Source organism: Streptomyces sp. NPDC030143, from assembly GCF_055573695.1.
This window is the reverse complement of the sequence record NZ_JBVIAY010000004.1, coordinates 200,254-226,332: the sequence shown is the minus strand read 5'-3', so window position 1 is coordinate 226,332 and position 26,079 is coordinate 200,254. Positions and strand designations below refer to the sequence as shown.

The 26,079-nt window shown below is 69.6% G+C and carries 23 protein-coding genes and 1 pseudogene; 12 read left to right on the top strand and 12 right to left on the bottom strand.

From position 1 onward, the window contains the following. Nucleotides 1-66: 66 nt before the first annotated feature. Both ACZ4YY_RS09450 and ACZ4YY_RS09445 read right to left on the bottom strand, forming a co-directional pair. Nucleotides 67-519 (bottom strand): GNAT family N-acetyltransferase, encoded by a 453-nt coding sequence (locus tag ACZ4YY_RS09450; protein WP_468285866.1) that lies wholly within the window; start codon nt 517-519, stop codon nt 67-69. A gap of 134 nt (nt 520-653) precedes the next feature. Beyond that, on the bottom strand, nt 654-1,118 hold the full coding sequence (locus ACZ4YY_RS09445) for a MarR family winged helix-turn-helix transcriptional regulator (protein ID WP_468285862.1): 465 nt from the start codon (nt 1,116-1,118) through the stop codon (nt 654-656). 140 nt (nt 1,119-1,258) lie between these two features. Between ACZ4YY_RS09445 and ACZ4YY_RS09440 the strand changes: the two genes are divergently transcribed. Both ACZ4YY_RS09440 and ACZ4YY_RS09435 read left to right on the top strand, forming a co-directional pair. Then, nucleotides 1,259-2,467, top strand: coding sequence for an MFS transporter (locus ACZ4YY_RS09440; protein WP_468285860.1), 1,209 nt, complete (start codon nt 1,259-1,261; stop codon nt 2,465-2,467). Between the two features lie 120 nt (nt 2,468-2,587). Continuing rightward, nucleotides 2,588-3,006 (top strand): annotated as a pseudogene (locus tag ACZ4YY_RS09435) (GlcG/HbpS family heme-binding protein). Nucleotides 3,007-3,094: 88 nt separating this feature from the next. Here the strand turns inward: ACZ4YY_RS09435 and ACZ4YY_RS09430 are convergent. Beyond that, nucleotides 3,095-3,961, bottom strand: a complete 867-nt coding sequence (locus ACZ4YY_RS09430) for a GNAT family N-acetyltransferase (protein ID WP_468285855.1) — start codon at nt 3,959-3,961, stop codon at nt 3,095-3,097. A 166-nt stretch (nt 3,962-4,127) separates the two neighbouring features. Here ACZ4YY_RS09430 and ACZ4YY_RS09425 point away from each other — a divergent pair, with 166 nt between their 5' ends. Together ACZ4YY_RS09425 and ACZ4YY_RS09420 are read left to right on the top strand one after the other, a co-directional pair. Beyond that, nucleotides 4,128-4,760, top strand: a complete 633-nt coding sequence (locus tag ACZ4YY_RS09425; RefSeq protein WP_468285852.1) for an HAD family hydrolase — start codon at nt 4,128-4,130, stop codon at nt 4,758-4,760. 1,273 nt (nt 4,761-6,033) lie between these two features. Then, complete coding sequence (locus ACZ4YY_RS09420; protein ID WP_468285847.1) at nt 6,034-7,116, top strand: globin domain-containing protein; 1,083 nt, start codon at nt 6,034-6,036, stop codon at nt 7,114-7,116. A 46-nt stretch (nt 7,117-7,162) separates the two neighbouring features. Here the strand turns inward: ACZ4YY_RS09420 and ACZ4YY_RS09415 are convergent, their stop codons facing one another. The 5 genes from ACZ4YY_RS09415 to ACZ4YY_RS09395 form a co-directional block, all read right to left on the bottom strand. Beyond that, nucleotides 7,163-7,645 carry an NUDIX domain-containing protein gene (locus ACZ4YY_RS09415; RefSeq protein WP_468285845.1) on the bottom strand — a complete coding sequence of 161 codons (483 nt, stop codon included), beginning with the start codon at nt 7,643-7,645 and terminating at the stop codon, nt 7,163-7,165. A 103-nt stretch (nt 7,646-7,748) separates the two neighbouring features. After that, nucleotides 7,749-8,654, bottom strand: coding sequence for a LysR family transcriptional regulator (locus ACZ4YY_RS09410; protein WP_468285843.1), 906 nt, complete (start codon nt 8,652-8,654; stop codon nt 7,749-7,751). Between the two features lie 224 nt (nt 8,655-8,878). Next, entirely contained in the window at nt 8,879-10,003 is a 1,125-nt protein-coding gene (locus tag ACZ4YY_RS09405; RefSeq protein ID WP_468286570.1) for a cystathionine gamma-lyase, read from the bottom strand. Nucleotides 10,004-10,026: 23 nt separating this feature from the next. Then, nucleotides 10,027-10,518, bottom strand: a complete 492-nt coding sequence (locus tag ACZ4YY_RS09400; RefSeq protein ID WP_468285840.1) for a low molecular weight protein-tyrosine-phosphatase — start codon at nt 10,516-10,518, stop codon at nt 10,027-10,029. A gap of 7 nt (nt 10,519-10,525) precedes the next feature. Further along, nucleotides 10,526-10,903 (bottom strand): phage holin family protein, encoded by a 378-nt coding sequence (locus tag ACZ4YY_RS09395; protein ID WP_468285835.1) that lies wholly within the window; start codon nt 10,901-10,903, stop codon nt 10,526-10,528. A 48-nt stretch (nt 10,904-10,951) separates the two neighbouring features. Here ACZ4YY_RS09395 and ACZ4YY_RS09390 point away from each other — a divergent pair, with 48 nt between their 5' ends. The 4 genes from ACZ4YY_RS09390 (at nt 10,952) to ACZ4YY_RS09375 (ending at nt 13,307) form a co-directional block, all read left to right on the top strand. After that, on the top strand, nt 10,952-11,269 hold the full coding sequence (locus ACZ4YY_RS09390) for a cupin domain-containing protein (RefSeq protein WP_468285832.1): 318 nt from the start codon (nt 10,952-10,954) through the stop codon (nt 11,267-11,269). 219 nt (nt 11,270-11,488) lie between these two features. Further along, nucleotides 11,489-11,701 carry a DUF5326 family protein gene (locus ACZ4YY_RS09385; protein ID WP_468285829.1) on the top strand — a complete coding sequence of 71 codons (213 nt, stop codon included), beginning with the start codon at nt 11,489-11,491 and terminating at the stop codon, nt 11,699-11,701. 194 nt (nt 11,702-11,895) lie between these two features. Continuing rightward, a complete protein-coding gene (locus ACZ4YY_RS09380; RefSeq protein WP_468285825.1) occupies nt 11,896-12,759 on the top strand; it encodes an IclR family transcriptional regulator in 864 nt (287 codons plus the stop codon). A gap of 101 nt (nt 12,760-12,860) precedes the next feature. Beyond that, a complete protein-coding gene (locus ACZ4YY_RS09375) occupies nt 12,861-13,307 on the top strand; it encodes an SsgA family sporulation/cell division regulator (RefSeq protein ID WP_468285821.1) in 447 nt (148 codons plus the stop codon). Between the two features lie 203 nt (nt 13,308-13,510). On the opposite strand, the gene ACZ4YY_RS09370 is transcribed toward ACZ4YY_RS09375, so the two are convergent. Continuing rightward, nucleotides 13,511-15,175: a YibE/F family protein gene (locus ACZ4YY_RS09370; RefSeq protein WP_468286567.1), complete on the bottom strand. Its 1,665-nt coding sequence runs from the start codon at nt 15,173-15,175 to the stop codon at nt 13,511-13,513. A 678-nt stretch (nt 15,176-15,853) separates the two neighbouring features. Here ACZ4YY_RS09370 and thiC point away from each other — a divergent pair. Next, nucleotides 15,854-17,668: a phosphomethylpyrimidine synthase ThiC gene (gene thiC, locus ACZ4YY_RS09365; RefSeq protein WP_468285816.1), complete on the top strand. Its 1,815-nt coding sequence runs from the start codon at nt 15,854-15,856 to the stop codon at nt 17,666-17,668. A gap of 91 nt (nt 17,669-17,759) precedes the next feature. Here the strand turns inward: thiC and ACZ4YY_RS09360 are convergent, their stop codons facing one another. From ACZ4YY_RS09360 to ACZ4YY_RS09350, 3 genes are all read right to left on the bottom strand, one after another. Continuing rightward, entirely contained in the window at nt 17,760-18,641 is an 882-nt protein-coding gene (locus ACZ4YY_RS09360) for a hypothetical protein (protein WP_468285813.1), read from the bottom strand. Nucleotides 18,642-18,845: 204 nt separating this feature from the next. After that, nucleotides 18,846-19,934, bottom strand: a complete 1,089-nt coding sequence (locus tag ACZ4YY_RS09355) for a metallophosphoesterase (protein ID WP_468285810.1) — start codon at nt 19,932-19,934, stop codon at nt 18,846-18,848. A 706-nt stretch (nt 19,935-20,640) separates the two neighbouring features. After that, on the bottom strand, nt 20,641-21,753 hold the full coding sequence (locus ACZ4YY_RS09350; protein WP_468285805.1) for a LacI family DNA-binding transcriptional regulator: 1,113 nt from the start codon (nt 21,751-21,753) through the stop codon (nt 20,641-20,643). Nucleotides 21,754-22,157: 404 nt separating this feature from the next. On the opposite strand from ACZ4YY_RS09350, the gene hisC reads away from it, so the two are divergent. The 3 genes from hisC (at nt 22,158) to cydB (ending at nt 26,035) form a co-directional block, all read left to right on the top strand. Next, nucleotides 22,158-23,237 carry a histidinol-phosphate transaminase gene (gene hisC / locus ACZ4YY_RS09345; RefSeq protein ID WP_468285802.1) on the top strand — a complete coding sequence of 360 codons (1,080 nt, stop codon included), beginning with the start codon at nt 22,158-22,160 and terminating at the stop codon, nt 23,235-23,237. Between the two features lie 267 nt (nt 23,238-23,504). Next, nucleotides 23,505-25,010, top strand: a complete 1,506-nt coding sequence (locus tag ACZ4YY_RS09340) for a cytochrome ubiquinol oxidase subunit I (protein ID WP_468285800.1) — start codon at nt 23,505-23,507, stop codon at nt 25,008-25,010. 20 nt (nt 25,011-25,030) lie between these two features. Continuing rightward, nucleotides 25,031-26,035: a cytochrome d ubiquinol oxidase subunit II gene (cydB, locus tag ACZ4YY_RS09335; protein ID WP_468285797.1), complete on the top strand. Its 1,005-nt coding sequence runs from the start codon at nt 25,031-25,033 to the stop codon at nt 26,033-26,035. Nucleotides 26,036-26,079 lie beyond the last annotated feature (44 nt).

The window sequence follows — 26,079 nt, the reverse complement described above, 5'->3', positions numbered from 1 at the left end:
GGCAGGTGAAAAGGCGGTCGTGTTTCACGTGAAACACGACCGCCTTCGCCGCGGGTGGGAACCCCGTCAGAGCTGCAACTTGAAGCCGACGTGCGAGGCCACGAACCCCAGCCGCTCGTAGAAGCGATGGGCGTCGGTGCGCGAGGTGTCGGAGGTCAACTGCACCAACTGGCAGTTCTCCCGACGGGCTTCCTCGACGGCCCACTCGATGAACCGGGTGCCCAGGCCGCTGCCGCGCTCGTCGCTGTGGACGCGTACGCCCTCGATGATGGACCGGGTCGCACCGCGCCGGGACAGGCCGGGGACGATCGTCAGCTGAAGCGTGCCGACCACGCGCCCCTCGCGCACGGCGACGATCAGCCGCTGGTTCGGATCCGCGCTGAGACGCTCCAGGGCGGTCCGGTACGGGGCGAGGTCGTCCGGTGACTCCCGCTGTGCGCCCAGCGGGTCGTCCGCGAGCATGGCAACGATCGCGGGAAGGTCGTCGGCGACGGCGGCGCGTATTTCAAGATCTCCCATGTCCGCAGCCTAAGAGCTCCGAGCAAGGGGGGTGATCGGCTCGCGGCGTCCGGTGAGTGCGATCGCAACGTGGCGAGCGTGCGTGCCAGGCGTCGCGAACCGGGTTCCCCTTCTGGTTGAAGGTGCAAGGACGTCTAAGCGGGGGTGGGCGCCTTCAAGGACTCCACGACCCTTACCAGTGGGGCCAGTTCGGGGTTCTTCGCCGCCACGTCGAGGGCTTCGCGCAGTGCCGCGTCGTTGGTCGGGCGCGCTTCGGCGAGCAGTTTCAGGCCGGCCTCGGTGACGTTGGTGTAGATGCCGCGGCGGTCCGTGGGGCACAGATAGCGCTCGAGCAGGCCCCGGTCCTCCAGCCGCGTGACCAGCCGGGTGGTGGCGCTCTGGCTGAGGACGACCGCGTCGGCGACCTGCTTCATCTGCAGGTGGCCCCCGTCGCCATCGTGCTGGCGGCTGAGGACGTCGAGCAGGGAGTACTCGCGCACGCTCAGGTCGTGTCGGGCCTGCAGCGCGCGCTCGATGTGGGCCTCGATCCTCCCGTGCAGCAGGGAGAGGGCGCACCAGCCCTGGGCGAGGGCGGTGAGCGCGGGGTCCGTCGCAGTCATGGGCGTTCTCCTCCGTCCCGGAGCGGCTGCCTCCCAGGATAGAGCACAACCGCAATATACGGCGGTTGCAATTAGCCCGCGTATGCAATTATTGTGGTCGAACTTTAAGCGCACCTGCAATCGTCTGGGAGTACCCCCACATGCCTCTCGCGCTCCTGGCCCTCGCGATCGGGGCCTTCGGTATCGGAACGACCGAGTTCGTGATCATGGGCTTGTTGCCCGAGGTCGCGGGCGACTTCGGGGTCTCCATCCCCACCGCCGGCTTCCTCGTGACCGGCTACGCGCTCGGCGTGATGTCCGGCGCCCCGCTGATGACCGTCCTCGGCACCAAGGTCTCCCGCAATCGGATGCTGATGCTGCTGATGGGTCTGTTCATCGTCGGCAATCTGCTCTCCGCCGTGGCTCCCGCCTTCGCCGTCATGCTGATCGGCCGCGTGGTCGCCTCACTGGCCCACGGAGCCTTCTTCGGTATCGGCTCCGTGGTCGCGGCCGACCTCGTCGCCCCCGACAAGAAGGCCGGCGCCATCGCGATGATGTTCACCGGACTCACCGTCGCCAATGTCGTCGGCGTCCCCCTGGGCACCCTCGTCGGGCAGAGCATCGGCTGGCGGGTCACCTTCGGCATCGTCGCCGCGCTCGGCGTCGTCGGCCTGGTCGGCATCGCCCGGATGGTGCCCGAGATGCCGCGGGCTGAGGGGGTGCGCCTGCGTCACGAACTGGCCGCCTTCAAAAACGCCCAGGTTCTGCTCGCCATGGCGATGACCGTCCTGGGCTTCGGCGGGGTCTTCGCCGCCATCACCTACATCGCGCCGATGATGACCCACGTGACCGGCTTCGCCGACGGATCCGTCACCTGGCTCCTGGTCCTCTTCGGCCTCGGCATGGTCGGCGGCAACCTGATCGGCGGTAAGTACGCCGACCGCGCCCTCATGCCGATGCTGTACGTCTCGCTGGGCGCCCTGGCGGTCGTCCTGGCGCTGTTCACCGTGACCGCCCACCACAAGGTCCTCGCGGCCGTCACGATCGTCCTGATCGGCGCCCTGGGCTTCGCGACCGTCCCGCCGCTGCAGAAGCGCGTCCTCGACCAGGCGCACGGCGCCCCGACACTCGCCTCGGCGGTGAACATCGGCGCCTTCAACCTCGGAAACGCCCTGGCCGCATGGCTCGGCGGGATCGTCATCGCCGCCGGCCTCGGCTACACGGCCCCCAACTGGGTCGGCGCCGTCCTCGCCGCGGCCGCCCTCGTCCTCGCGTTCGTGTCGGCCGCGCTGGAGCGCCGCGACAGCACCGCGAGCACCGTCGTCGCGGGCTCCCGGCCCGCCGAGCGGACGGCTGCCGCCCACCACTGAGCCACCCCACCCCCGTGGGGCCGGAAAGGTCCCGTGCCACCGATCCGCCCCCGGGGGCCGGGTCCACGGCCCCGAGCCTCTGGGGCACTCGGTCCACACCACTCGCAGGGAGAGAACTCCGTGAGCACCACCGCCGTCGCCCCTCTGACCATCCACGACGCCGACGCCCTCGTCACGGCCGCTCGGCGCGCCGCCGAGGCGGCCGGGGTCACCGTCAGCGTCACGGTCCTGGACGCCGGGGGCCACCTGTTGGCCTTCCGGCGTGACGACCGGGCCGTGCTGATCTCCGGTGAGACGAGCACCCGCAAGGCGTACACGGCGCTCCAGTTGAACGCACCGACCGCGGACCTCGTCGACGCCGTGCAGCCCGGCGGCCTCTTCCACACTCTGCCTACCGCGCTCGACCGGCCCTGCTGTTCAGCGCGGGCGGCATACCGGTCCACCGGGACGGCCGTCTGATCGGTGCGATCGGGGTCGGCGGCGGCGCCCCGGAGCTGGACCACGGCCTCGCCGCAGCCGCCGTGGCGGCAGTCGCCTGATTTTCCCTACCGGCAGGCGGGTCCGTCCTCCCGCCGCCTCCGTCCGACGCCGACCCCCACGGGGCTGGCGTTCACCGTGCCGGGAATCTCAGCCCGCCGCCACGGTCAGCGGTGCGAACCGCCGGGTCCAGTCCCCGGGGAGATCGGTGATCCCGTAGGTCATCACGGCGTTGAAGGCCACGGATGCCATCCCCTGTTCCTTCGCCCACGTCAGGAGCTCCTCGTGGCGCACGTCGATGTCGGTGCGCAGGGGGCGTTCGGTGTGGGCGGCGAGCGAGGCGATGAGGGCCTTGGCGGTCTCGGTGTCCCGGGCCACCAGTGGACCAATGACGTGTGTCTCCATGTTGGGCCAGGCGCCCGCGTATCCGATGAGGCGGCCGTTCTGCTCGGCGACGCGCAGTTGGTCGGCGAAGGCGGGAAGCCGGGTGACCATGTGGGTGCGATCCGTACCGAAGACCTCCTCGTCGAGCCGGAGGATCGCGGCGAGGTCCTCCGCCGTGGCCGCCCGTGTGGCGATTCCGGGCTTCGGACCATGTGGGGTGAAGCGACCGCGCAGCATCTCCGCCCGTCCGGTGACCTTGAAGCCGAGCTCTTCGTAGAGCGGGCGGCCGTTGGGAGTCGCGTGCAGCGTCAAAGGGGTGGTGCCCATGGCGGAGACGACGTGCCGCATGAGCCGTCGACCGACGCCCTGCCGTGCGTACCGCTCGGCGACCAGCACCATGCCGATGGCCGCGAGGGCGGGCCGGCCGTGGGGGCCGTACTCGGTGACGATGCAGCCAGTGACCAGACCCCCGTCGGGGGCGTCGATGCCATAGCCCTTCCCGGCGGTGAGGAGGAGACCCCACTTGTGCTCCTCGCGTGGCCACCCCCGGTCCTCTGACAAGTCGGCGCAGGCGGTGAGATCGCGGCGCGTCAGGCGGCGGATGGGGAGAGCGGTGTGGGAAGGAGTCGACACGCAGGTCAGGCTGTCCGACCGGCGCCCTCGCCGTCCACCTGTTTCCCCCGAGACGTACGCGCTTTTGGCCATGTCGTGGCTGGCCCAAAGAGGGGTGGCCGCAGGGCAGTTTCACGTGAAACATCGGCGCGTTCGGTCGAAAGCACCTGCCGATAGCCTCGTCTCCATGGCGAGACTTCATCTCTTCGACCTGGACGGGACGTTGTTGCACGGAACGTCCGCCCCTTTGGAGATCTCACGGCAACTCGGCCTGGAAGCCGAGACAGTGGCCTTGGAGCAGGCGATCCTGGCCGGACAGATCGACCCGCCGGAGTATGCGAGGCGGGTGCACGCGCTGTGGACGCGGCTCACCGAGGACCATGTCACCGCCGCGTTCGACGGCGCTCCCTGGCTGGCGCGCATTCGCGAGGTCTGGTCCGAGATCACGCGCCGCGGTGAGTACTGCGCCGTCGTGTCGCTCTCGCCTTCCTTCTTCGTGGAGAGACTGACCGGTTGGGGCGCGCACGCGGCATACGGGTCACGCTTTCCCGCCGTTCCGTTCACCGAGCCTGTGGACCCCGCGGGTGTGCTCAGCGCGGCTGCCAAGGTGGTCATCGCCGACCGGTTGTGCGCGGAGTTCGGGGTGACACGGGAGGACTGCGTCGCCTATGGCGATTCGCTCTCGGACAAGGATCTGTTCGGCGTCGTGCCGGTATCCGTGGCGGTCAATGCCCACCGCCAACTGGCGGGCCTCGCCACGCACTCCTACGCGGGCAAGGACCTGTGGGACGCCTATGAATTGGTGCGGGACGGCAGCTAATCAAGAGAAACCGCCGTTCGCACCCTGGTCACGTCATGAGGGGGGAAGGGGGGACTTGTGTGCGGAGCCGCGGCCGGTATGGTCGACTCCGGTTCGTGTCCGGGACGTGATGCACGCGGTGCGGTGCACCCATTCCGCGCGAGCCGAGAGCAGGGCAATGCAGCCTAACGGGACGGAGAGATCGAAGACCCGCGATTGCGGTTATGCGGCCGGGGCATCCACACGTGGGGGGATGCTGCGGTGAGAGGGCTGCGGCGCCTGTCGCACCCGTGCCTCACCGGGCCGTGAGAGCCGGAATACGGGTGGCTGCGGCCGATCGGCCGCGGAACGGAACGGAAAAGCAAGCCGTCTGCGGGGGAAGCAGGCATCTTCCGAACGTGGAAGTGCGCAGACCGACCGATGGATGTTCGAGGCGAGGCACACCATGGACGCTCCGACCACGAGGTCGGCCGACAATGGCACGTCCAGCGGCGGGGAGGGATGGTTCACGCCGCGCAAGCAGCCGACACCGGCCGCCGACGGCGCGCAGGGGACCTCTGACGGTCCCCGTCTGGCCGCACTGCGCTCCGTGGGCAGGAACACGCCGGATCCGGACGGCGAAGCACCGCCGGACGACGACGTCGAAGAGGGCATCCGGATACCCCCGTACTCGTTGGTGACGATCGCGTCCATGACGGAGGCGCCCGCGAGGGAGACGCCGCACGCGACGGAGGCGTTGCCGACGAGGGACGTGCCGCACGCGACGGACGTGCCGCATGCGCCGGAGACGCCGCACGCGACAGACCTACCCCACGCGCCTCACGCGCCCCACACGACCGACGGGACCGACGGGACCGACGCGTCGTACGCGCCGCACACGAGGGATGTGGCGCACGCGCCGCACTCGACGGAGGCGCCGCACACGAAGGACATGCCGCATCCGCCGGCGACGGACGCGAGCGTCGGCGCCCCGCCTGGCGCTCTGGCCGTCACCCCGGCCGAGGAGCCTGCCGAGCCGGTGGGGGCCCTCGACCCCCAGCAGGGCCCTGTGAGCGCCCCTCCCGGCCTTTCCACTCCCCCTCCCGGCCTCGTCAGCCCCCCTCCCGCCCCTCCCACCCCAGCTTCCGGCCCAGGCGGTTCCCCTCCCGGCCCGGCCGGGCACCCTCCGGCGTCCTCCGAGACGTCAGCCGCCCTCCCGCCTCGCACGGACCCGGACCCGGAACCCCGCGTGCCCGCCCAGCGGTCCGCCCCCGCCGGAAACGCCTCTTCCGACGCCGTCCTCATCCGCCGCACCATGGCAGAGGTCGGTCCCGTGGCCGACAAGGTCACGTCGTACTTCTACGCGCTGCTCTTCGTCCGCCACCCCGACCTTCGGTCTCTCTTCCCGCCCGCGATGGACGCCCAGCGGGACCGGCTGCTCAAGGCACTGCTCACCGCGGCCGAGAACATCGACAACACCCCGGTGCTCGTCGACTACCTCCAGAACCTCGGCCGAGGACACCGCAAGTACGGCACCCGGGCCGAGCACTATCCGGCGGTCGGCGAATGCCTCATCGGCGCGCTGAGCAAGCACGCCGAGCCCGTGTGGGACGCCGAGACGGAGGCGGCCTGGGTGAGGGCCTACACGACGATCTCCCAGGTCATGATCGACGCGGCGGCCGCGGACGAACTGCGCGCACCGGCCTGGTGGTACGCGGAACTCGTCTCCCACGAGCTGAGAACCTCGGACGTCGCCGTCCTGACCCTGCGCCCCGACCAGCCCTACCCCTTCCTCGCCGGCCAGTACGCGAGCCTGGAGACGCCGTGGTGGCCTCGGATATGGCGCCACTACTCCTTCGCCTCGGCCCCCCGCTCCGACGGTCTGCTCACCTTCCACGTGAAGGCCGTCCCCGCCGGCTGGGTCTCCAACGCCCTGGTGCACCGTGCCCGGCCCGGCGACGTCGTCCGGCTCGGCCCGCCGGCCGGATCGATGACCGTCGACCACACCCGCGACAGCGGACTGCTCTGTCTGGGGGGCGGCACTGGCATAGCCCCCATCAAGGCACTCGTCGAAGACGTCGCCGAACACGGCGCCCGCCGCCCGGTCGAGGTCTTCTACGGCGCCCGCAGCGACCACGATCTCTACGACATCGACACGATGCTCCGGCTCCAGCAGTCCCACCCCTGGCTGGAGGTCCGCCCGGTGGTCGACCGGCACGGCCTGCTCCAGTTGCCGGACGCCATCCGCACCTTCGGGCCCTGGACCGAGTACGACGCCTACGTGTCCGGCCCACCGGGCATGATCCGCAGCGGCGTGGACGCCCTGCGGGGCGTCGGCGTCCCCGCGGAACGCATACGCCACGACTCGGTCGAGGAACTCGTCGTCACCGGTCGCTGATCCGGCGTCCCGGCCATCACCCCAGGTCGTGTCTCCTCAGGTCGTATCACCCCAGGTCGGGAGCGTGCATGGCCCGCACTCCCTCGATGTTGCCGTCGAGGTAGTGCCGCAACGACAGCGGGACGAGGTGGACGGAGGCGATACCGACCCGGGTGAACGGCACACGGACGATCTCGTACTCGCCGACGGGCTCGTCCACCTCCGGTCCGTGCCGCAGGGCCGGGTCCATCGACTCAAGACGGCAGACGAAGAAGTGCTGCACCTTCACTCCGGTCGTCCCACCGTCCTCGCCGATGTGCTCGACGGTGTCGACGAAGCAGGGCACCACGTCGGTGATCTTGGCGCCGAGTTCCTCGTACACCTCGCGGTGCAGCGCGTCGACGACGGTGGTGTCCTCCGGTTCGACCCCGCCGCCGGGGGTGAGCCAGTAGGGATCCACGCCCGGCTTGGTGCGTTTGATCAGGATCAGGTCGTCACCGTCCAGCAGGACGGCGCGGGCGGTGCGCTTGACCACGGGTCGGACGGTCATGGGAGAAATGTGGCCCGGCTGGTTCCACGTGAAACATCGTGCGACGTGGTCGGACGCACTCCTGGTGCGTGCTCCGCCGGAGTCAGCCCCCGAGGCAGCCGGTTCAGCACCAGTCGGCGGCGGTCCGCAGCAGCCCTTCGTGTGCCCGAGCGATGTGCGGCATGGCCAGCGTGCCGGTGCGCACCACGAGGACATACGTCCGCAACGGAGGGACCGCCGGCTCGTGCAGGGCGACGACGTCCCCACGCTTCAGCGCTGCCGCGCACAGATAACGGGGCAGCACGGCCAGGCCGGCGCCCGCCACCGCGCAGGCCAGCACCGCGCGCAGGTCGGGGACGATGACGGTGCCGGAGGCGGCGGGGCGGGCGTCGAAGACGGAGGCCCAGTAGCGGGAGACGAAGGGCAGCGACTCGTGGACCTCGACGACGGGCATGTTCTCCAGGGCGGACGCGCCCGGGCGGCGCAGCTTCTGGGCGCCGATCATCTCGGCCCGGCCGGGCGAGGCGACCAGGACGTGCTCCTCGTCGCACAGCGGGGTGGCGGTGAGCAGCGTGCCGCGGGGCCGAGCCGTGCTGATGGCGAGGTCGTGGTGACCGGCGGCCAACCCCTCCAGCACTTCCTCCGCGGTGCCGAAGGAGGCGCGCAGGGAGAGCTGGGGGCCGTCGTCGCCGGACAGCGCGGTGAGAGCGGGCAGCGCCCGCTCGGCGGTGAACTCGGGCGGTCCGGCCAGATGCAGCGTCCGTACGGAGGACTCGTCGTCCAGGCCGGACTCGGCGATCTCCACCAGGGCGTCCAGATGTGGGGCGGCCTTGTGGGCGAGCTCGTCGCCGATCGTCGTCGGTGTGACTCCACGAGCCTGGCGCAGGAACAGAGGGCGGCCGAGCTGCCGTTCCAGCGTGCGGATCTGGGAGGTGACGGCCGGCTGGGACAGCCCCAGCAGTGCGGCGGCGCGGGTGAAGGAACCGGCCCGGTGCACGGTCACGAAGGTGCGCAGCAGGGCCAGATCCATGGCGCGTCCTCCCCTTCCCCTGCCTTTCGCCGGGTCCTGAGGCAGGGCCCAACTATAAATAAGTCGATAGGTCTCTGTCGCTACGGTGATTGGACACTGACACAGAGTCAACTAGCCTTGTTGGCGCGGTTCTTCGCGCGCAGAACCGCGGACGGTCCGAGCCACGAGGGGGGAGGCTCGGACCGTCCGATGCACCAGGAGGACGTCGCGGGCCCGTAAGACGGTCACTGTGCCGACTCCTCCAGCGCCCGCAGCACATCCGCCACCAGGTCCTCGGGGTCCTCGGCACCGACCGACAGGCGGACGAAGCCCTCCGCAACGGCGTCCCCGCCCCAGCGGCCACGCCGCTCGGCCGTCGAGCGCACCCCGCCGAAACTCGTGGCGTCGTCCACGAGCCGCAGCCCCTGCAGGAAACGCTCGGCACGCGCGCGCGTGGGCAGCGTGAAGGAAACCACGCACCCGAAGCGCCGCATCTGCCGCGAGGCCACTTCGTGGGAGGGATCGCCCGGCAGCCCCGGATACCGCAGGCCGGTCACCTCGGGCCGCCCTCGTAGCGCCTCGGCGACGGCCTGGGCGGTGGCGCTCTGCCGGTCGACGCGCATCTGGAGCGTGGCGATCGACCGGTGCGCGAGCCAGGCCTCCATCGGCCCCGGAATCGCCCCGACGATCTTGCGCCAGCGTCGTACGGCCGTCATCGTCTCGCCGGAACGGCCGACGACGTACCCGAGCAGCACGTCTCCGTGTCCGGTGAGCTGCTTGGTGCCGCTGGCCACCGAGAAGTCCGCGCCCAGGTCCAGCGGGCGCTGTCCCAGGGGCGTCGCGAGGGTGTTGTCGACGGCGACCAGGGCGCCCCGCGTGTGCGCCGCCTCGACGAGTCGGCGGATGTCGCACACGTCGAGACCGGGGTTGGACGGCGACTCGATCCACAGCAGCCCCGCGCCGTCGAGGACGTCGAGCTGGGCGTCGCCCCCGGTCGGTGCGGTACGCACCTCGATGCCGTAGGCCTCCAGCTGGGTGCGCACCAGCGGCAGGGCCTGGTAGCCGTCGCTGGGCAGGACGACGGCGTCCCCGGCGCGCAGCTGGGAGAAGAGCACCGACGAGATCGCGGCCATGCCGGAGGCGAACACCAGCGTCTCGACGCCGTCCTGCCCGGGCGCCTCCAGCTCGCCGATGGCGTGCTCCAGATGCGTCCAGGTGGGGTTCTCGTCACGGCCGTAGGTGTACGGGCCGGTGGGCTCGCCCGGCAGGTGGAAGTGCGCGGCGAACACCGGGCCCGGCAGGGTCGGCTCGTGCTTCACCGGCTCGGGCAGGCCCGCCCGCACCGCGCGCGTGCCCTCGCCGGCGCTCATGGGCCCGTCCGTCGCGAAACCGCTCAAGGGACTCGTCCTTCCATGTCCGCACGCACCGCCGCGAGCAGACCGACGCTCGCCCTCTCCACCATCCCGAGGCATTCCCCGAATCCGTCCGGGCCTCCGTAGTACGGGTCGGGGACGTCGAGGGCGTCGGCCGCGGCGGGGTCATAGGAGCGCAGCAGGCGCACCTTGCGGGCGTCCCGGTCCGAGGGTGCGATGCGGCGCAGCGCCCTGAGATGTCCGGCGTCCAGGGCGACGACGAGGTCCAGGCGGTCGAACCACGACGGTTCGAACATCCGGGCCGTGTGCTCGAGGGAGTACCCGTTCCCCTCCAGGACGGACACCGTGCGCGGGTCGGCGCACTCGCCGACGTGCCAGTCACCCGTGCCGGCGCTGTCGACCTCGACCAGACCGTCGAGCCCGGCCTCCCGCACCCGCTCGCGGAAGACGGCCTCGGCCATCGGGGAGCGGCAGATGTTGCCGGTACAGACGAAGCAGACGCGATACGTCATGGCGTGCTCAGTCCTGGTCGGGCAGGACGACGTGGAGCGCCCAGGAGACGACGGAGATGATCAGGGCACCGATGACGGCGGTCCAGAAGCCGTCGACGTGGAAGCTCAGGTCGAGCTTGTCGGCCAGCCATGAGGTGAGCAGCAGCATCAGCGCGTTGACCACCAGCGTGATCAGGCCGAGCGTGAGGATGAACAGCGGGAAGGTCAGCACCTTCACGATCGGCTTGACCAGGAAGTTGACCAGGCCGAACAGCAGCGCGACCAGTATCAGGGTGCCGATCTCCTTGCCCGTGCTGTCGCCGGTCAGAGTGATCTTGTCGAGCAGCCATACGGCGACCGCCAGGGCACCGGCGTTGGCGATCGTCTTGACTACGAAATTCTTCATGTGTCTGATCGTGGCAGACGAGATCGGCTACGAGCGTGGACGAGGGCGATGAAGGCATTCCGGCTGGACGAACTGGAGGCGGAGCGAGCCGCCAACGACGGCGCTTACCTGCAGTTCCTGCGGGAGCGGAACATGTCGGTCGGGCTGTATGCGCTCGACGCCGGCGAACATGATCCACAGAATCCGCACAACCAGGACGAGGTGTACTTCGTCGTCAGCGGCCGCGCCGCCATCACCGTCGGCCTGGAGACCACCCAGGTCGCGCGCGGCAGCGTGGTGTACGTGCCGGCCGGGGTACCCCACAAGTTCCACCACATCAGTGAGGACCTGCGGGTCATGGTGGTGTTCTCGCCGCCCGAGAGCTGACCTCCTCCGAGTCGAGAGGCACCTCCTCCGAGTCGTGGGGCACCTCCTCCGACTCGGAGGTGAGGCACCGTCTCCGGGTTCCCTAGGGGATCGCTCAGGGGAGGACAAGGGGTGCGAGGCGCCCGTCGGCACCCACTTCGGACCTAGCATCGACGACAGGACATCGAAAAGATCCGGACCGTCAGAGGTGCCGGACACCGACAGACGAGGACGAGAGCGATGCGAGAGATCTTCGCGGGACTGCCGTGGTGGGTGAAGTGGGTGGCGGTGCCGGTCATTGCCCTGGTCGTGTTCGGCGGCCTGATAGCCAGTGTGGTCGGCTTCGTCATCGGCCTGCTGTTCAAGCTGCTGGTCTTCGTGGCGCTGGTCGGCGGACTCATCTACGTCGTCCGGAAGTTCACGGCGAGTTCCAGCTCGCGCGGCGACTGGTGAGCGGCACGGGAGCCGGTGGGCGGTAACAGGAATCGCCGGTTCCCTCGCCCGGGGGAAGTTTGCCCCAGGGCCGGACCGTGAGCGGTGGCGGGAAGTTAAAGTCCGGAACCCGACGCGGGGACCACCCGCGAGCGGCGTACCCCACCTCCCGTGTTCTCCGCACGGACCGCCCCCTCGCGCTTCCGGAGTGACCCTTGGCCACGGTTGACACCGCCCCCGCGGAACCGCACGCACTCCCCACCCGGCCCTGCGCCCCGACACCCCCGCTCCAGCGCCCGGCGGGCAGGGGCGTCCCCGAGCAGCCGAACTCCGCGACGACGCTCATCAGTTCCGTACAGCGCGCGATGCGCCTGCTGGAATGCGTCGCCGAGCACGCGTACGGGGCGCCGGCCAAACAACTCGCCCGTGAAACGGGCCTCGCCCTGCCGACGGCCTACCACCTGCTGCGCACCCTCGTGCACGAGGGCTATCTGCGCCGGGACAAGGGGCTGTTCTTCCTCGGTGAGGCCGCCGAGCGGCTGGGCAGCAGCGGAGCGGCGCAGAAACGTCGCAGCACGGTCGCGGACACCATGGCCCACTGGCGGGATTCGATCGGTGTTCCGGTCTACTACGCCCAGTACCGCGACGGGGAGATCGAAGTCATGTGCGTCTCCGACACCCCGGGCAACCCAGCGGTGGAGGAATGGGCCGACTTCCGCGAGACCGGCCACGCTCATGCCATCGGTCAGTGTCTGCTGTCCCAGTTGGACGAGGAGTCCCGGCGCGACCACCTCGACCGCTACCCCGTGCAGTCGATCACCCCGTACACGGTCCGGGACGATCACACACTGTTGCGGCGGTTGGCCAGGGTCCGGCGGATGGAGACCGTTTTCGAGCGCCAGGAGTACGCACTGGGCACGGTGTGTGCGGCGATTCCGATCACTGTGGGTACGTCCGCTGCGACGATGGCCATCTCGATCCCCGCCCACCAGGCCGACCGGCTGCACTCCGCCGCCCTGCAGTTGCAGAGCGAGGTCGGACGGATGCTCGGATCGCTCGCCATCTCTATCAGTATCTGAAAACTCACTCCTTGTGATCTGTTGTGTACGTTCAGCAAGATGCCTTGCAGTGTCAGGGGTTCATTCCCAGCCATTTCGACGGCAAATGACGGGACAAGGCGATGCGTGAGTCCGTGCAGTCAGTCCAGGCAGAGGTCATGATGAGTTTCCTCGTCTCCGAGGAGCTTTCCTTCCGTATCCCGGTGGAGCTGGGGTACGAGGCCCGTGATCCCTATGCCGTGCGGCTCACCTTCCATCTGCCCGGAGATGCCCCGGTGACCTGGGCGTTCGGACGTGAGCTGCTCGTCGACGGGGTGGGCAGGCCGGTCGGAGAGGGAGACGTGAGGGTCTCACCCATGGAGACGGACACGCTCGGTGAGGTCCTGATCCGGCTTCAGGTCGGCGGTGACCAGGCGGTCTTCCGTTCCTCGGCGGCTCCGCTCGTGGCCTTTCTCGACCGCACCGACAAGCTCGTCCCCTTGGGGCAGGAGGGCGCGCTCGCCGACTTCGACGCCCATCTCGACGAGGCCTTGGACCGGATCCTGGCGGAGGAGCAGAGCGCCGGCTGAAGCGGCGGCGACGGCGCGCTGAGTGGCGGAACGCTTCAGCGTGGACACGGTCGTGCAGGAACGCTTCTGCTGAAGTGGGACTGGGGACTTCGCCGGGCGGGGGCCGAGGTGCGACGGCCCGGCCCGGTTTCAGGCTGGGCGACGTCGGGTCGGCGCCGGGCGCCCGAGGCGGTCTGGGTGACGGCCGTCGGATGCCCGGCTTCTCAGCGCTTGCGGCGCCTGCCCCGACCGCCCCGAGCCTGGGGCGCGGCGGGCGCTCCCTGGGCCGCTGCTCCCGTCGGCCCGGTCAGCCCCGCCGCCTCCGGGGTCGTTCCCGGAGCCTTGCCGGGGCCGGGACGGTCGGCCGAGACCACCAGGGCCGCGAGGGCCGTGGTCACCGGTACCGACGCGACCAGACCGATCGAGCCCACCAGGGTGCGCACGATCTCCTCGGCGACCAGCTCGCTGTTGGCGACCGTGCCGACGCTGCTCTGCGCGATGGAGAAGAGCAGCAGCAACGGCAGGGCGGCGCCGGCGTAGGCGAGGACGAGCGTGTTGACCACGGACGCGATGTGGTCGCGGCCGATGCGGATGCCGGCCCGGTACAGCCCGCGCCAGCCCATCGCCGGATTGGCCTCGTGCAACTCCCAGACCGCCGACGTCTGCGTGACGGTCACGTCGTCGAGGACACCGAGCGAGCCGATGATGATGCCGGCGAGCAGCAGACCGCTCATGTCGATCGACGGGTACAGACCGTGGATCAGACCGGTGTTGTCATCCGTGTTGCCGGTCAGCGCCGCCCAGTCCACGAACCACGAGCCGAGGAAGCCGATCAACAACAGGGAGATGAGCGTGCCGAGCACCGCCACGGAGGTGCGGGCGGAGAGGCCGTGACAGAGATACAAGGCGATCAGCATGATCGCGCTCGATCCCACCACCGCCACGATCAGCGGGTTCGAGCCCTGGAGGATCGCCGGCAGGACGAAGAAGTTCAGCAGCAGGAAGCTGACGGCCAGCGAGATCAGGGCCATGACGCCGCGCAAGCGCCCCACGATCACGACGGCGACGGCGAAGATGGCGGCGAGCACACTCAGCGGGACACGGCGGTTGATGTCGGTGACCGAGTACTGCAGGTCCCTCGGCGCCGAGGGCTCGTAGGCGACCACGACCTCCTGGCCCTCTTGCAACTGCCGTGACTGGTCCGGCTGGATGATCTCGGTGAAGGTACGGCCCTTGTCCTTGCCGGTGTCCACCCGGATCGTGGCGCGCTTGCAGGTGCCGTTCGCCTGCTGCTGGGCCGAGGACCCCTCGGCCGTGGACGTGTCGCCGGTAGGGGGGACGCCCGAGGCGTTCACGGAGGAACAGCTCAGGCGCTCGACCTTGGTGACCGTCGCGTGCTGCGTCTGGCGGTCGAAGCCGACGCCCGTGCGCTCGTGCGGCGGAGCCCCGCCGGGCCACAGCACGACCAGCCCGGCCAGCACGGCCACGGCGAACGGGATGAGGACGGCCGCGATGACCTTGCGCAGGTGCTGGGAGACCGGAGCGGCCGGGCCGTGACTGTGCGCGTGCCCGTGCCCTCCACCGCCAGGACCGTGCCCGTGTCCTCCACCACCATCGCCGCGGCCGTGTCCGCCGCCGCCACCGTGGCCGCGGCCGTGTCCGCCGACACCGCCGCCGCCACCGTGTCCGCCGCCGCCGTTGCCAGGACCGTGACCGTGCCCGCCACGGTGATGACCGTGCCCACCGTGCCCACCGCGGTCGCCGTCGGAGCCGTGGTCACTGCCGTCGCCCTCGGAGCCGTGGTCACCGCCGCCCCCGGAGCCGTACCCACCGTTGCCCGCGGAGCCGTAGGCGCTGCCACCGCCGTAGCCACTTCCGCCACCGCCGATCCCGGCGCCGTACCCACCGTCCGAACCGCCGCCGTGAGCACCACCGCCCTCGCCGCCGCGGCCGGGCTGCCCACCCTGCCCTCGATCACCAGGTCCGAACCCACGCTCTTCGCCGAACCACCCTTGCCCCTGCCCGGGCTGCTGGTCCTGCCTGGAGCCCTGGTTCTGTCCGAGCCCCTGGTCCCGTCCGACTCTCTGGCCCTGTCCGAACCCTTGTGCCTGCTCAGGAGCGCGGGCCGGCCTCTGGCCCGGAACGTGATCACCGCCACTGCCGGCATCGCGGTCGTCTCCACGGCCGGGGCCGCCGCCGACCCCGCGTCCGGGACGAGACGCGGGTACGGGACCCGGTTCGGGACCGTTGCCGACGCCCTGCCTGCGCGGTGGCTCGGGGGGCGGATACGGGGGCTGGTGTGTCGTGGTCACCGACCGATCATCGCAAGAACGACAAGGGCCCCCTGTTCACCGCGCCCGAATTGACGCTAGCGTGGAGCCACCTTTTGTACACGCGGGAGCTCGGAGCACCGGGCTGAGAGGGCGCTGACCTCCGTCTTCGCGATGTTTCACGTGGAACGTTCACCGAAAGCGAGTGATGTTTCACATGGAACGTCGGCTGACGGTAGCCGCTGCGTCGACCGCTGAACCTGTTACCGGGTAATGCCGGCGTAGGGAGTAGGTCTCATGACCAACAAGGACGCACGCACGCCTGCCTCCGCGCAGATCTCCGACGAGATCGCTGCCGACGGTGAGGCCAGGAAGTCCATCGGCTGGCACAAGGCGTACGTCGAGGGCGATCGCCCCGACCTGCGGGTGCCGGTCCGTCAGGTGCACCTCACCAACGGGAAGTCGGTCACGCTGTACGACACCTCCGGCCCGTACACCGATTCCTCCGTCGACACCGATGTCCGCAGGGGGCTGCCGCCGCTGCGGGAGAACTGGATCATCGCCCGTGGTGACACTGAGGAGTACGCGGGCCGGCCCGTCCGTCCCGAGGACGACGGCGTCAAGCACACCTCGCCGCGCGGCGGTCTGCGCAACCTCGACGCGGTCTTCCCAGGACGGCCTCGCCTGCCGCGCCGTAGCCGCGACGGCAAGGCGGTCACACAGCTCGCGTACGCGCGCCGGGGCGAGATCACGCCCGAGATGGAGTTCGTGGCGCTGCGGGAGAACGTGTCGCCCGAGGTGGTGCGGGAGGAGATCGCCGCGGGGCGCGCCGTCCTGCCCGCGAACGTCAATCACCCGGAAATCGAGCCGATGATCATCGGCAAGCGGTTCCTGGTGAAGGTCAACGCCAACATCGGCAACTCCGCGGTGACGTCCTCCATCGAGGAGGAGGTCGAGAAGATGACCTGGGCGACCCGGTGGGGCGCCGACACGGTCATGGACCTGTCCACGGGCCGCAACATCCACACCACCCGTGAGTGGGTGCTGCGCAACTCCCCCGTCCCCATCGGCACGGTGCCGCTGTATCAGGCGCTGGAGAAGGTCGACGGCAAGGCCGAGGAGCTGACCTGGGAGATCTACAAGGACACGGTCATCGAGCAGGCGGAGCAGGGCGTCGACTACATGACGGTCCACGCGGGCGTGCGCCTGCCCTACGTCCCGCTGACGGCGAACCGAAAGACCGGCATCGTCTCGCGCGGCGGCTCGATCATGGCGGCCTGGTGCCTCGCGCACCACAAGGAATCGTTTCTGTACGAGAACTTCGAGGAGCTCTGCGAGATCCTCGCCGCCTATGACGTCACGTACTCCCTCGGCGACGGCCTGCGCCCCGGCTCGATCGCGGACGCCAACGACGAGGCGCAGTTCGCGGAGTTGCGCACGCTCGGGGAACTCAACCGGATCGCGAAGCGTTTTGATGTACAGACGATGATCGAGGGCCCGGGACACGTCCCGATGCACAAGATCAAGGAGAACATCGACCTTCAGCAGGAGATCTGTGATGAAGCTCCGTTCTATACGCTCGGCCCGCTGACGACGGACGTCGCGCCGGCGTACGACCACATCACCTCCGGTATCGGTGCCGCCATGATCGCCTGGTGGGGCACGGCCATGCTCTGCTATGTCACGCCGAAGGAGCACCTGGGCCTGCCCAACCGTGACGACGTCAAGACCGGCGTCATCACCTACAAGATCGCCGCCCACGCGGCCGATCTCGCCAAGGGGCATCCCGGTGCTCAGGAGTGGGACGACGCGCTGTCGGACGCCCGCTTCGAGTTCCGCTGGGAGGACCAGTTCAACCTGGCCCTCGACCCGGACACGGCCCGGGAGTTCCACGACGAGACGTTGCCGGCGGAGCCGGCGAAGACCGCTCACTTCTGTTCGATGTGCGGGCCGAAGTTCTGCTCGATGAAGATCAGCCAGAGCATCAACGAGCGGTTCGGCGGCGGGGTCGTCGAGGGGGCCTCCGCTGAGGAGGTCGCCGAGGGGATGCTGCAGAAGTCCAAGGAGTTCGCGGCGAGCGGCAACAGGGTGTACCTGCCGATGGCCGACTGACGGGCGGATGCGATCGCGGTGATCGAGCGGACATGAACCCGGTGACGGCGTACGGCTTGCGCTCCCCTGCACGGGGGCGCAAGCCGCGGGCCTATTCCGGCTTGTGCTCCGGGCCTCCGAAATCCGGGCTGGTGTAGTCCGGGCTGCTGAAGCTCGGCCGTGTGCCGGAGGAGGAGCCGTCGTCGGGGCTGGAGAAGCCCGGACGGTCGTAGCCGATCTTCGGCAGCCGGCCGGTGGGGGGAGGCGGGGCCGGCGTCGGGTGCAGCGCGGCGGTCGTGCCGTGGTCCGTGAGGGCCTCGCGCAGGAACGGCAGGATGCCCCGCTCCAGCAGGGCCTCCCGCCATGCTTCCCTGGCCCGGGCCACCTCCTCGATCAGTTCGCCGTTCGGGCCGGCCTCCAGGGAGGGCCGGTTGCGCAGGGCGGTGAGCAGGAGCCCGACGGTGGCGACGAGGATCGCGGCCGCGGCGAGCGCCCCGAACGCCCAGCCGGTGCTGACCATGGCCTGGGCGACCGTCGGGGCCGGATCGAGCATCTTGAGGAGGTAACCGACGAGCAGGAAGATCGCCGCGGCGGTTCCGGCGAGAACGGGCGTGAGGACGGCGGCGACGGCGACGGCACCCGCCCCGGCGGTCTCGGCGGCCTGCGCCGCCTCCCCCATGGTGGCGGCGAGTCCCATTCCGCCCACGCCCGACTCAGCGGAGCCGGACTCGTGGCTGGACGACGACGTGGGCGGCGCCGGGTGGCGCAGTTCCTCGCGGACCTTCACGTAGTGCTGGTACTCGGCGGCCGCGGCCGCCGTGATGAGCGCAGTGGCGCTGAGCGCCATGGTGCGCAGTTGTTCGGTGTTGAGCCGCTGTCCGACAGCGGTGAGTTCCGGGTGGCGTGGTGCGGAGCGCAGCGCCTCGTCGAGGACCCGCTCGTACTCCTGGCGGTCCTCGCTGTGCAGGTGCTGCGGAACGCTGTTCATGTGCATCCCCCGATGCTCCGTAGGGCTTGGGGCTCGCATGCCAACGAGCCGTCGGGCAGAAACGGAGGGGAGCCTGCTACGGATAAGCCGATGGTAGAGCGGCGACGGCATCAGGTGACAGGGGGTTTGCCGAAATTGGCCTCTGGCCTGCGGTGTCGTCGACCCGTCCAGCGGCGGGTCCGGCGTGTTGTCGGCCGGACCCGTGAACCATCAACCGGGCAGCGGCAGTTGCTGGACCAGCAGCTTTCCGGCCATCGTCACGCCGCCGTCCATGGCGATGGCCAGTCCGTCGGCGTAGACGTGCGGTCCTTCGACCACGGGGCCGGTGTCGTCGTCGCCGTCCTCGGAGCCGACTTCGCCCAGCAGGTAGGGAATCGGGCTGTGTCCGTGAACGATACGGGTGCCGCCGTACGTATCGAGCAGGGAGCGGACTGCGTCGGAGCCTCCCTCGTCGCGGAAGGAGAAGCGCTTGGTGAACTTGCGGAACAGATCCCAGACCTCGTCCGCGTCGTTGCGGGTGATCGTCTCGCGGACGGTGTCGTTGACCGCCTCGATCGAGTCCCCGTAGTCGAGATAGGCGGTGGTGTCGGAATGCACGAGCAGGTGGCCGTCGACCGCCTCCATGGCGTCGAGGCGTGCCATCCACTGCAGGTGGTGGTCCTGGAGACGGTCCATGTCCGACTTCTGGCCGCCGTTGAGCAGCCAGGCCGCCTGGAAGGTGGCGGTGCCCGCGCCGGAGTTGACGGGGGTGTCGCCGAAGCGCTTGGCGCCGAGCAGCAGCAGCTCGTGGTTGCCCATGAGGGCCTTGCAGTAGCCGCCGGCCGCGGCGGCCTCGGCGGACAGCCGCATGACGAGGTCGATGACGCCGATGCCGTCGGGACCGCGGTCGGTGAAGTCGCCGAGGAACCACAGCCGGGCGGTCCCGGCGCACCAGTGGCCGGCCGCGTCGATCAGACCCTTGTCCTGAAGGGCGGCGAGCAGCTCGTTGAGGTATCCGTGCACGTCGCCGACAACGAACAGCGGGCCGGGCCCGGTCGTGGTCAGCGGTGCCGGCGCGGCGACGGCCGCGGGGTCGACGGTCACCTGAAGAGTGTCGCCCCGATTGATGACGGGCAGGTCGCGCTGCGTGGGCGTGTAGCCCTCGGGATGCTCCAGCGGCTCCTCGAGAGGCGGCGCCGCATTGCCGGGGTGCGTGCTGTGGTCGTACGGACCGGTCTCGTGGACGTACGCGGGCACCCGGAAGTCGCGCAACGTCGCCGTCCGCTCCACCTCGGGTCCCTGACCGGCCCCCTGAGTCATCAGACCCCTCCACCATCGCGCCGCATCTGCACCGCTTCGGACTGCCTGGTCGCGACGGCCCGCGGTGCCGTGGGCCCATCATAGGAATGCGGATCGTGCCATGTGATGACCCAGGGGTGGTGAATCGGAGCGAGACTCCAGTTCATCGCGGCTTTCGCCCCGATTGGGCCGGGCTTCGGCAGTCGCACATCACTCAGCACACACCGTGCCCACACCCTCGCCCCATGCGTATCGGGCATCACGCAGAAGCGGACGCTCGGAATCCGAGGGCGGCGGATGCGCTACGGCTGCCGTGCGCGGCGGAGCCTCCCGCCGGCGACGAGCCCCGCCGGCGAACCGGCCCGAACCCCTCACGGCCCCAATGCGAACCCTTCCGATCCCCTTAGCTCCTCTCCGAGTGCTGACCCGGGCCGCCCGTACGACGGCCCCAGGCCCGACCCGCCGCACGGCCGTCGGTCCGATCCGCTGCCCGGCCGCCGGCCCGAGCAGCCGAACGGCCCGCGACCCGGATTTTCCGTCGTCCCCGAGCTTTCCGCCGCCACGAGCACGCCGCCGCCCTCGACCCGCCCGTGCCGCCTCGGGGGCACTGAGCCGGCCGCCCCACCCCGCACCCCCACTACCTTCCCGCCCCGACCGCACCCCCCCCACCCGCCCCTCGGGCCGGTGACCTGAGGGGGGCCGAGACCCGGCCCCCCGATCGTGTCGCCTACGTCTCCTCGGGCGCTCGCGGCGGGCTGACCGTCGTACGCGGCGGACGTCGCTGAGAAGAGGTACGCACGATCAGTTCGGTCGGTATCACCTGCTCGACCGGCCGGTCCGCTTCCCCGCCCTCGATCGCGTCGATGAGCAGCTGGACCACCGCCGTGCCGATGCGCCGCGGCTTCAGCGAGAGCGTGGTGATGGGCGGCTCGGTGTTGGCGTACACGGTGGACTCGCTGCAGCAGACCAGCAGCAGGTCCTCCGGGACGCGCAGTCCGTAGCGGCGGGCGGCGGCGAGCAGGTCGGTGCCGTTGGGGTCGAACAAGCCGTAGACGGCGTCCGGGCGGTCGGGACGGGCCAGCAGCCGGTCGGCGGCGACGGCGCCCGCGCACGGATCATGGGCGGGGTAGGACTCGTAGACCGGGTCCTGGCCGACGCGCTCGCACCAGTGCAGGTAGGCGCGGGTGGACAGGTGGGTGTACGTGTCGGTCGAGGTGCCCGTGAGCAGGCCGATGCGACGGGCGCCGGCGTCGGCCAGGTGGTCGAGGATGTCGAGGACGGCGGCCTCGTGGTCGTTGTCGACCCAGGCGGTGACCGGGAGTGTCCCGGCCGGACGGCCGTCGGAGACGACCGGTAGACCCTGCCGGACGAGTTCGCTGACGACCGGGTCCTGGTCGGAGGGGTCGATGACGACCGTGCCGTCCAGGGCGACGTTCGACCACACGTCGTGACGCGAGGTCGCCGGGAGGATGACGAGCGCGTAGCCGCGGGCGAGCGCGGCGGAGGTGGCGGCGCGTGCCATCTCGGCGAAGTACGCGAACTCCGTGAAGGTGAAAGGTTCATCCCCGTACGTCGTCACGGTCAGACCGATGAGACCCGACTTGCCGGTACGGAGGGTTCTGGCCGCGGCCGAGGGGCGGTAACCCAGTCGGTCGGCGACTTCGCGGACATGGCGTCGGGTGGCATCCGGGAGCCTGCCCTTGCCGTTGAGGGCATCGGAGACGGTCGTGATGGAGACTCCGGCGGCGGCGGCCACGTCCCTGATGCCCGCCCGGCCCGGCCGGTTGCCTCGGCGTGAGGTTTCCGCGCGGCTCACCTGGTGCTTCCCTGCTGCTGTCATGGCGAGCCGATAGTAGGGCTCATACGGTGGGGTAGGGCGGACGCATATGCACGCGTTGACAGGCACGTTTCTGCATGGCCAATCGGGGTCAATACCCTGGGAAAGCAAGGAAGTTGAGCGCTTCCATCCCAGGACGTGGTGCGTGTGCATGGATGAGCCTGCCAAGGCGCCGATGTCTCGAAGAGGTCTCAACTCACCTGCACGAGGGACGCGCGCCAGGGAGTGAGCCACCGGCGCGTAGATATATGTGCGGCGCGCCCCCCGTTTCATACGCCTTCGTCCCCAGAGGTCACGGAGGGTCCGTCTGCGGTCCGCCGCCGGTCCGTCCTCAGCTGTACGCAGCGGCGCCGAATCCTCATAAGGTGAGAAGTATTAAGCCGGTGGTGGTCACGAGGAGGACTGCGGTGAGCGAGACGAGCCCCAAGCTGCGCGCCGAGCTGGAGGGGATCCCCACCTACAAGCCGGGCAGGCCGGCCGCACCCGGTGGACCCGTGGCCTACAAGCTGTCCTCCAACGAGAACCCGTATCCCCCGCTGCCCGGTGTGCTGGAGACGGTGACGGCCGCCGCCGCGAACTTCAACCGCTACCCCGACATGGCCTGCTCGGGGCTGGTCGAGGAGCTCTCCGAGCGCTTCGGTGTCCCTGCCTCCCACCTGGCCACCGGCACCGGGTCGGTCGGTGTCGCCCAGCAGCTGGTCCAGTCGACCGCCGGCCCCGGTGACGAGGTGATCTATGCCTGGCGGTCCTTCGAGGCGTACCCGATCATCACGCAGATCAGCGGTGCCACGGCGGTGCAGGTGCCGCTGACGCCGGGGGACGTGCACGACCTGGACGCGATGGCCGACGCGATCACCGAAAGGACGCGGCTGATCTTCGTCTGCAATCCCAACAACCCGACGGGCACCGTGGTGAAGCGGACCGAGCTCGAGCGGTTCCTCGACCGGGTGCCGGACGATGTGCTGGTCGTGCTCGACGAGGCGTACCGGGAGTTCATCCGTGACCCCGAGGTGCCGGACGGCGTCGAGCTGTACCGGAGCCGGCCCAATGTCTGTGTCCTGCGGACCTTCTCCAAGGCGTACGGCCTGGCCGGGCTGCGGGTCGGCTTCGCGATCGCCCATGAGCCGGTGGCGGCGGCGCTGCGCAAGACGGCCGTGCCCTTCGGTGTGAGCCAGCTCGCCCAGGAGGCGGCGATCGTTTCCCTGCGGGCCGAGGACGAGCTGCTCGGACGCGTCGGCTCCCTGGTCTGCGAGCGCAACCGAGTGGTGGAGGGACTGCGCGCCCAGGGCTGGACGGTGCCGGAGACACAGGCCAACTTCGTGTGGCTGCGGCTGGGCGAGCAGACGGTCGCGTTCGCAGGGGCGTGCGAGCAGGCAGGTGTGGTGATCCGTCCGTTCCCGGGGGAGGGCGTGCGTGTGACGGTCGGGGAAGCCGAGGCCAATGACATCTTCCTGAAGGCCGCGGAGGACTTCCGCAAGGAGCTGTAGGGGGCCGGGTCCCTGCCCCAGGACGAGCGGGCGCCTTGGTTTCACGTGGAACCAGGGCGCCCTTCTGTGTGCCGTCTCGCGGGTCCGAGTCCGGGAAGCCGTGTCGCGGGCCGATGGCTCGACTCCACGCCCGACCCGGAGTCTTCCCAGGTCAACGCGGTCATGAGGTCAAGGTGACCCCCGCCTTTCGGGTTTCGAACGGCCATGCGTCATAATTGCTTGTGAATGTGAACGCTTTCACAAGCGTGTGAGGTAAGGAGCGGCGACGTGGACCTGGCTTTGGCGCCGGAAACTCTGGCGCGCTGGCAGTTCGGCATCACGACCGTCTACCACTTTCTGTTCGTCCCCCTGACGATCTCGCTGGCCGCCCTCACGGCCGGGCTGCAGACCGCCTGGGTGCGTACGGAGAAGGAGAAGTACCTCAGGGCGACGAAGTTCTGGGGCAAGCTCTTCCTGATCAACATTGCGATGGGTGTCGTCACCGGCATCGTGCAGGAGTTCCAGTTCGGCATGAACTGGTCGGACTACTCGCGCTTCGTCGGTGACGTCTTCGGCGCCCCGCTCGCCTTCGAGGCCCTCATCGCCTTCTTCTTCGAGTCCACCTTCATCGGGTTGTGGATCTTCGGCTGGGACAAGCTGCCCAAGAAGATCCATCTCGCCTGCATCTGGATGGTCTCGATCGGCACGCTGCTGTCGGCGTACTTCATCCTCGCCGCCAACTCCTGGATGCAGCACCCCGTCGGGTACCGGATCAACGAGGAGAAGGGCCGCGCCGAACTCACCGACTTCTGGCGGGTCCTCACCCAGAACACCGCGCTCAACCAGGTCTTCCACAGCTTCTCGGCGGCATTCCTGACCGGTGGCGCCTTCATGGTGGGCATCGCGGCCTTCCATCTGATGCGCAAGAAGCACATCCCGGTGATGCGGACCTCGCTCCGGCTCGGTCTGGTCACCCTCGCGGTCGGCGGTCTGCTCACCGCGGTCAGCGGGGACACCCTCGGCAAGGTCATGTACGAGCAGCAGCCGATGAAGATGGCCGCGGCCGAGGCCCTGTGGGACGGCGAGAAGCCGGCGCCCTTCTCGGTGTTCGCCTACGGGGACGTCGACAAGGGGCACAACGAGGTCGCCCTGGAGATACCCGGCCTGCTGTCCTTCCTGGCCCACAGCGACTTCGAGTCGTACGTGCCCGGCATCAACGACACCAACGAGGCCCTGCAGAAACAGTTCGGCCCCGGTGACTACAAGCCCATCGTCCCCGTCGCCTACTGGGGCTTCCGCTGGATGATCGGCTTCGGGATGGCGTCTCTCTCGCTCGGCCTGGCGGGCCTCTGGCTCACCCGGAAGAAGTTCTTCCTGCCGGCCGCGTTGCGCACCGGGGAGGACGAGGTGCCCCATCTGGTGCTGTTGAAGAAGCCGCTCGGGTCGAGGCTCACCCGGCTGTACTGGCTCCTGGCCCTGTGGACCATGGCGTTCCCGCTGATCGCCAACTCGTGGGGCTGGATCTTCACCGAGATGGGCCGACAGCCGTGGGTCGTCTACGGCGTGATGCAGACCCGGGACGCGGTCTCCCCCGGTGTCTCCCAGGCCGAGATCCTCACCTCGATGATCACCTTCACCGCGCTGTACGCCATCCTCGCCGTCGTCGAGGTGAAGCTGCTGGTCAAGTACGTGAAGGCCGGGCCGCCCGAGCTCACCGATGCCGACCTCAACCCGCCCACGAAGATCGGCGGCGACTCCCGTGACGCCGACAAGCCGATGGCCTTCTCGTACTAGGCCGAGGGAGCTGCACATTCATGGAACTGCACGACATCTGGTTCGTCCTGATCGCCGTCCTGTGGACCGGGTACTTCTTCCTCGAGGGCTTCGACTTCGGGGTCGGCATCCTCACCAAGCTGCTCGCTCGCGACCGGCCCGAGCGGCGGGTGCTCATCAACACCATCGGGCCCGTCTGGGACGGCAACGAGGTGTGGCTGCTCTCCGCGGGCGGCGCGACCTTCGCCGCCTTCCCCGAGTGGTACGCCACCCTCTTCTCGGGCTTCTACCTGCCCCTGCTGCTCATCCTGGTCTGCCTCATCGTGAGGGGCGTCGCCTTCGAGTACCGGGTCAAGCGGCCCGAGGAGAACTGGCAGCGCAACTGGGAGCACGCGATCTTCTGGACCTCGCTCCTCCCGGCCTTCCTGTGGGGCGTCGCCTTCGGCAACATCGTGCACGGTGTGAAGATCGACCAAAACTTCGAGTACGTCGGCACCGTCGCGGACCTGCTCAACCCGTACGCGCTGCTCGGCGGTCTGGTGACCCTGACACTGTTCACCTTCCACGGTGCGGTGTTCACCGCTCTCAAGACGGTGGGTGACATCCGGGACCGGGCGCGGAAGCTGGCGACCAAGGTCGGCGTGGTGACCGCGGTCCTCGCCCTGCTCTTCCTGCTGTGGACCCAGGTCGACAGCGGGGACGCCAAGAGTTTGGTGGCCATGGTCGTGGCGGTGGCCGCCCTGGTCGCGGCCCTCGTGGCGAACCAGGCGGGGCGCGAGGGCTGGTCGTTCACTCTCTCCGGGGTCACCATCGTCGCCGCCGTGGCGATGCTCTTCCTGACGCTCTTCCCGAACGTCATGCCGTCGACGCTCAACGAGAGCTGGAGCCTCACGGTGACCAACGCCTCGTCGAGCCCGTACACCCTGAAGATCATGACCTGGTGCGCGGTGATCGCCACCCCGCTCGTCATGGTCTACCAGGGGTGGACCTACTGGGTGTTCCGCAAGCGGATCGGTACGCAGCACCTCGCCGAGGCTGCGCACTGATCCGTATCGGGGCGTGTTTCACGTGAAACACGCCCCTTGAGAAA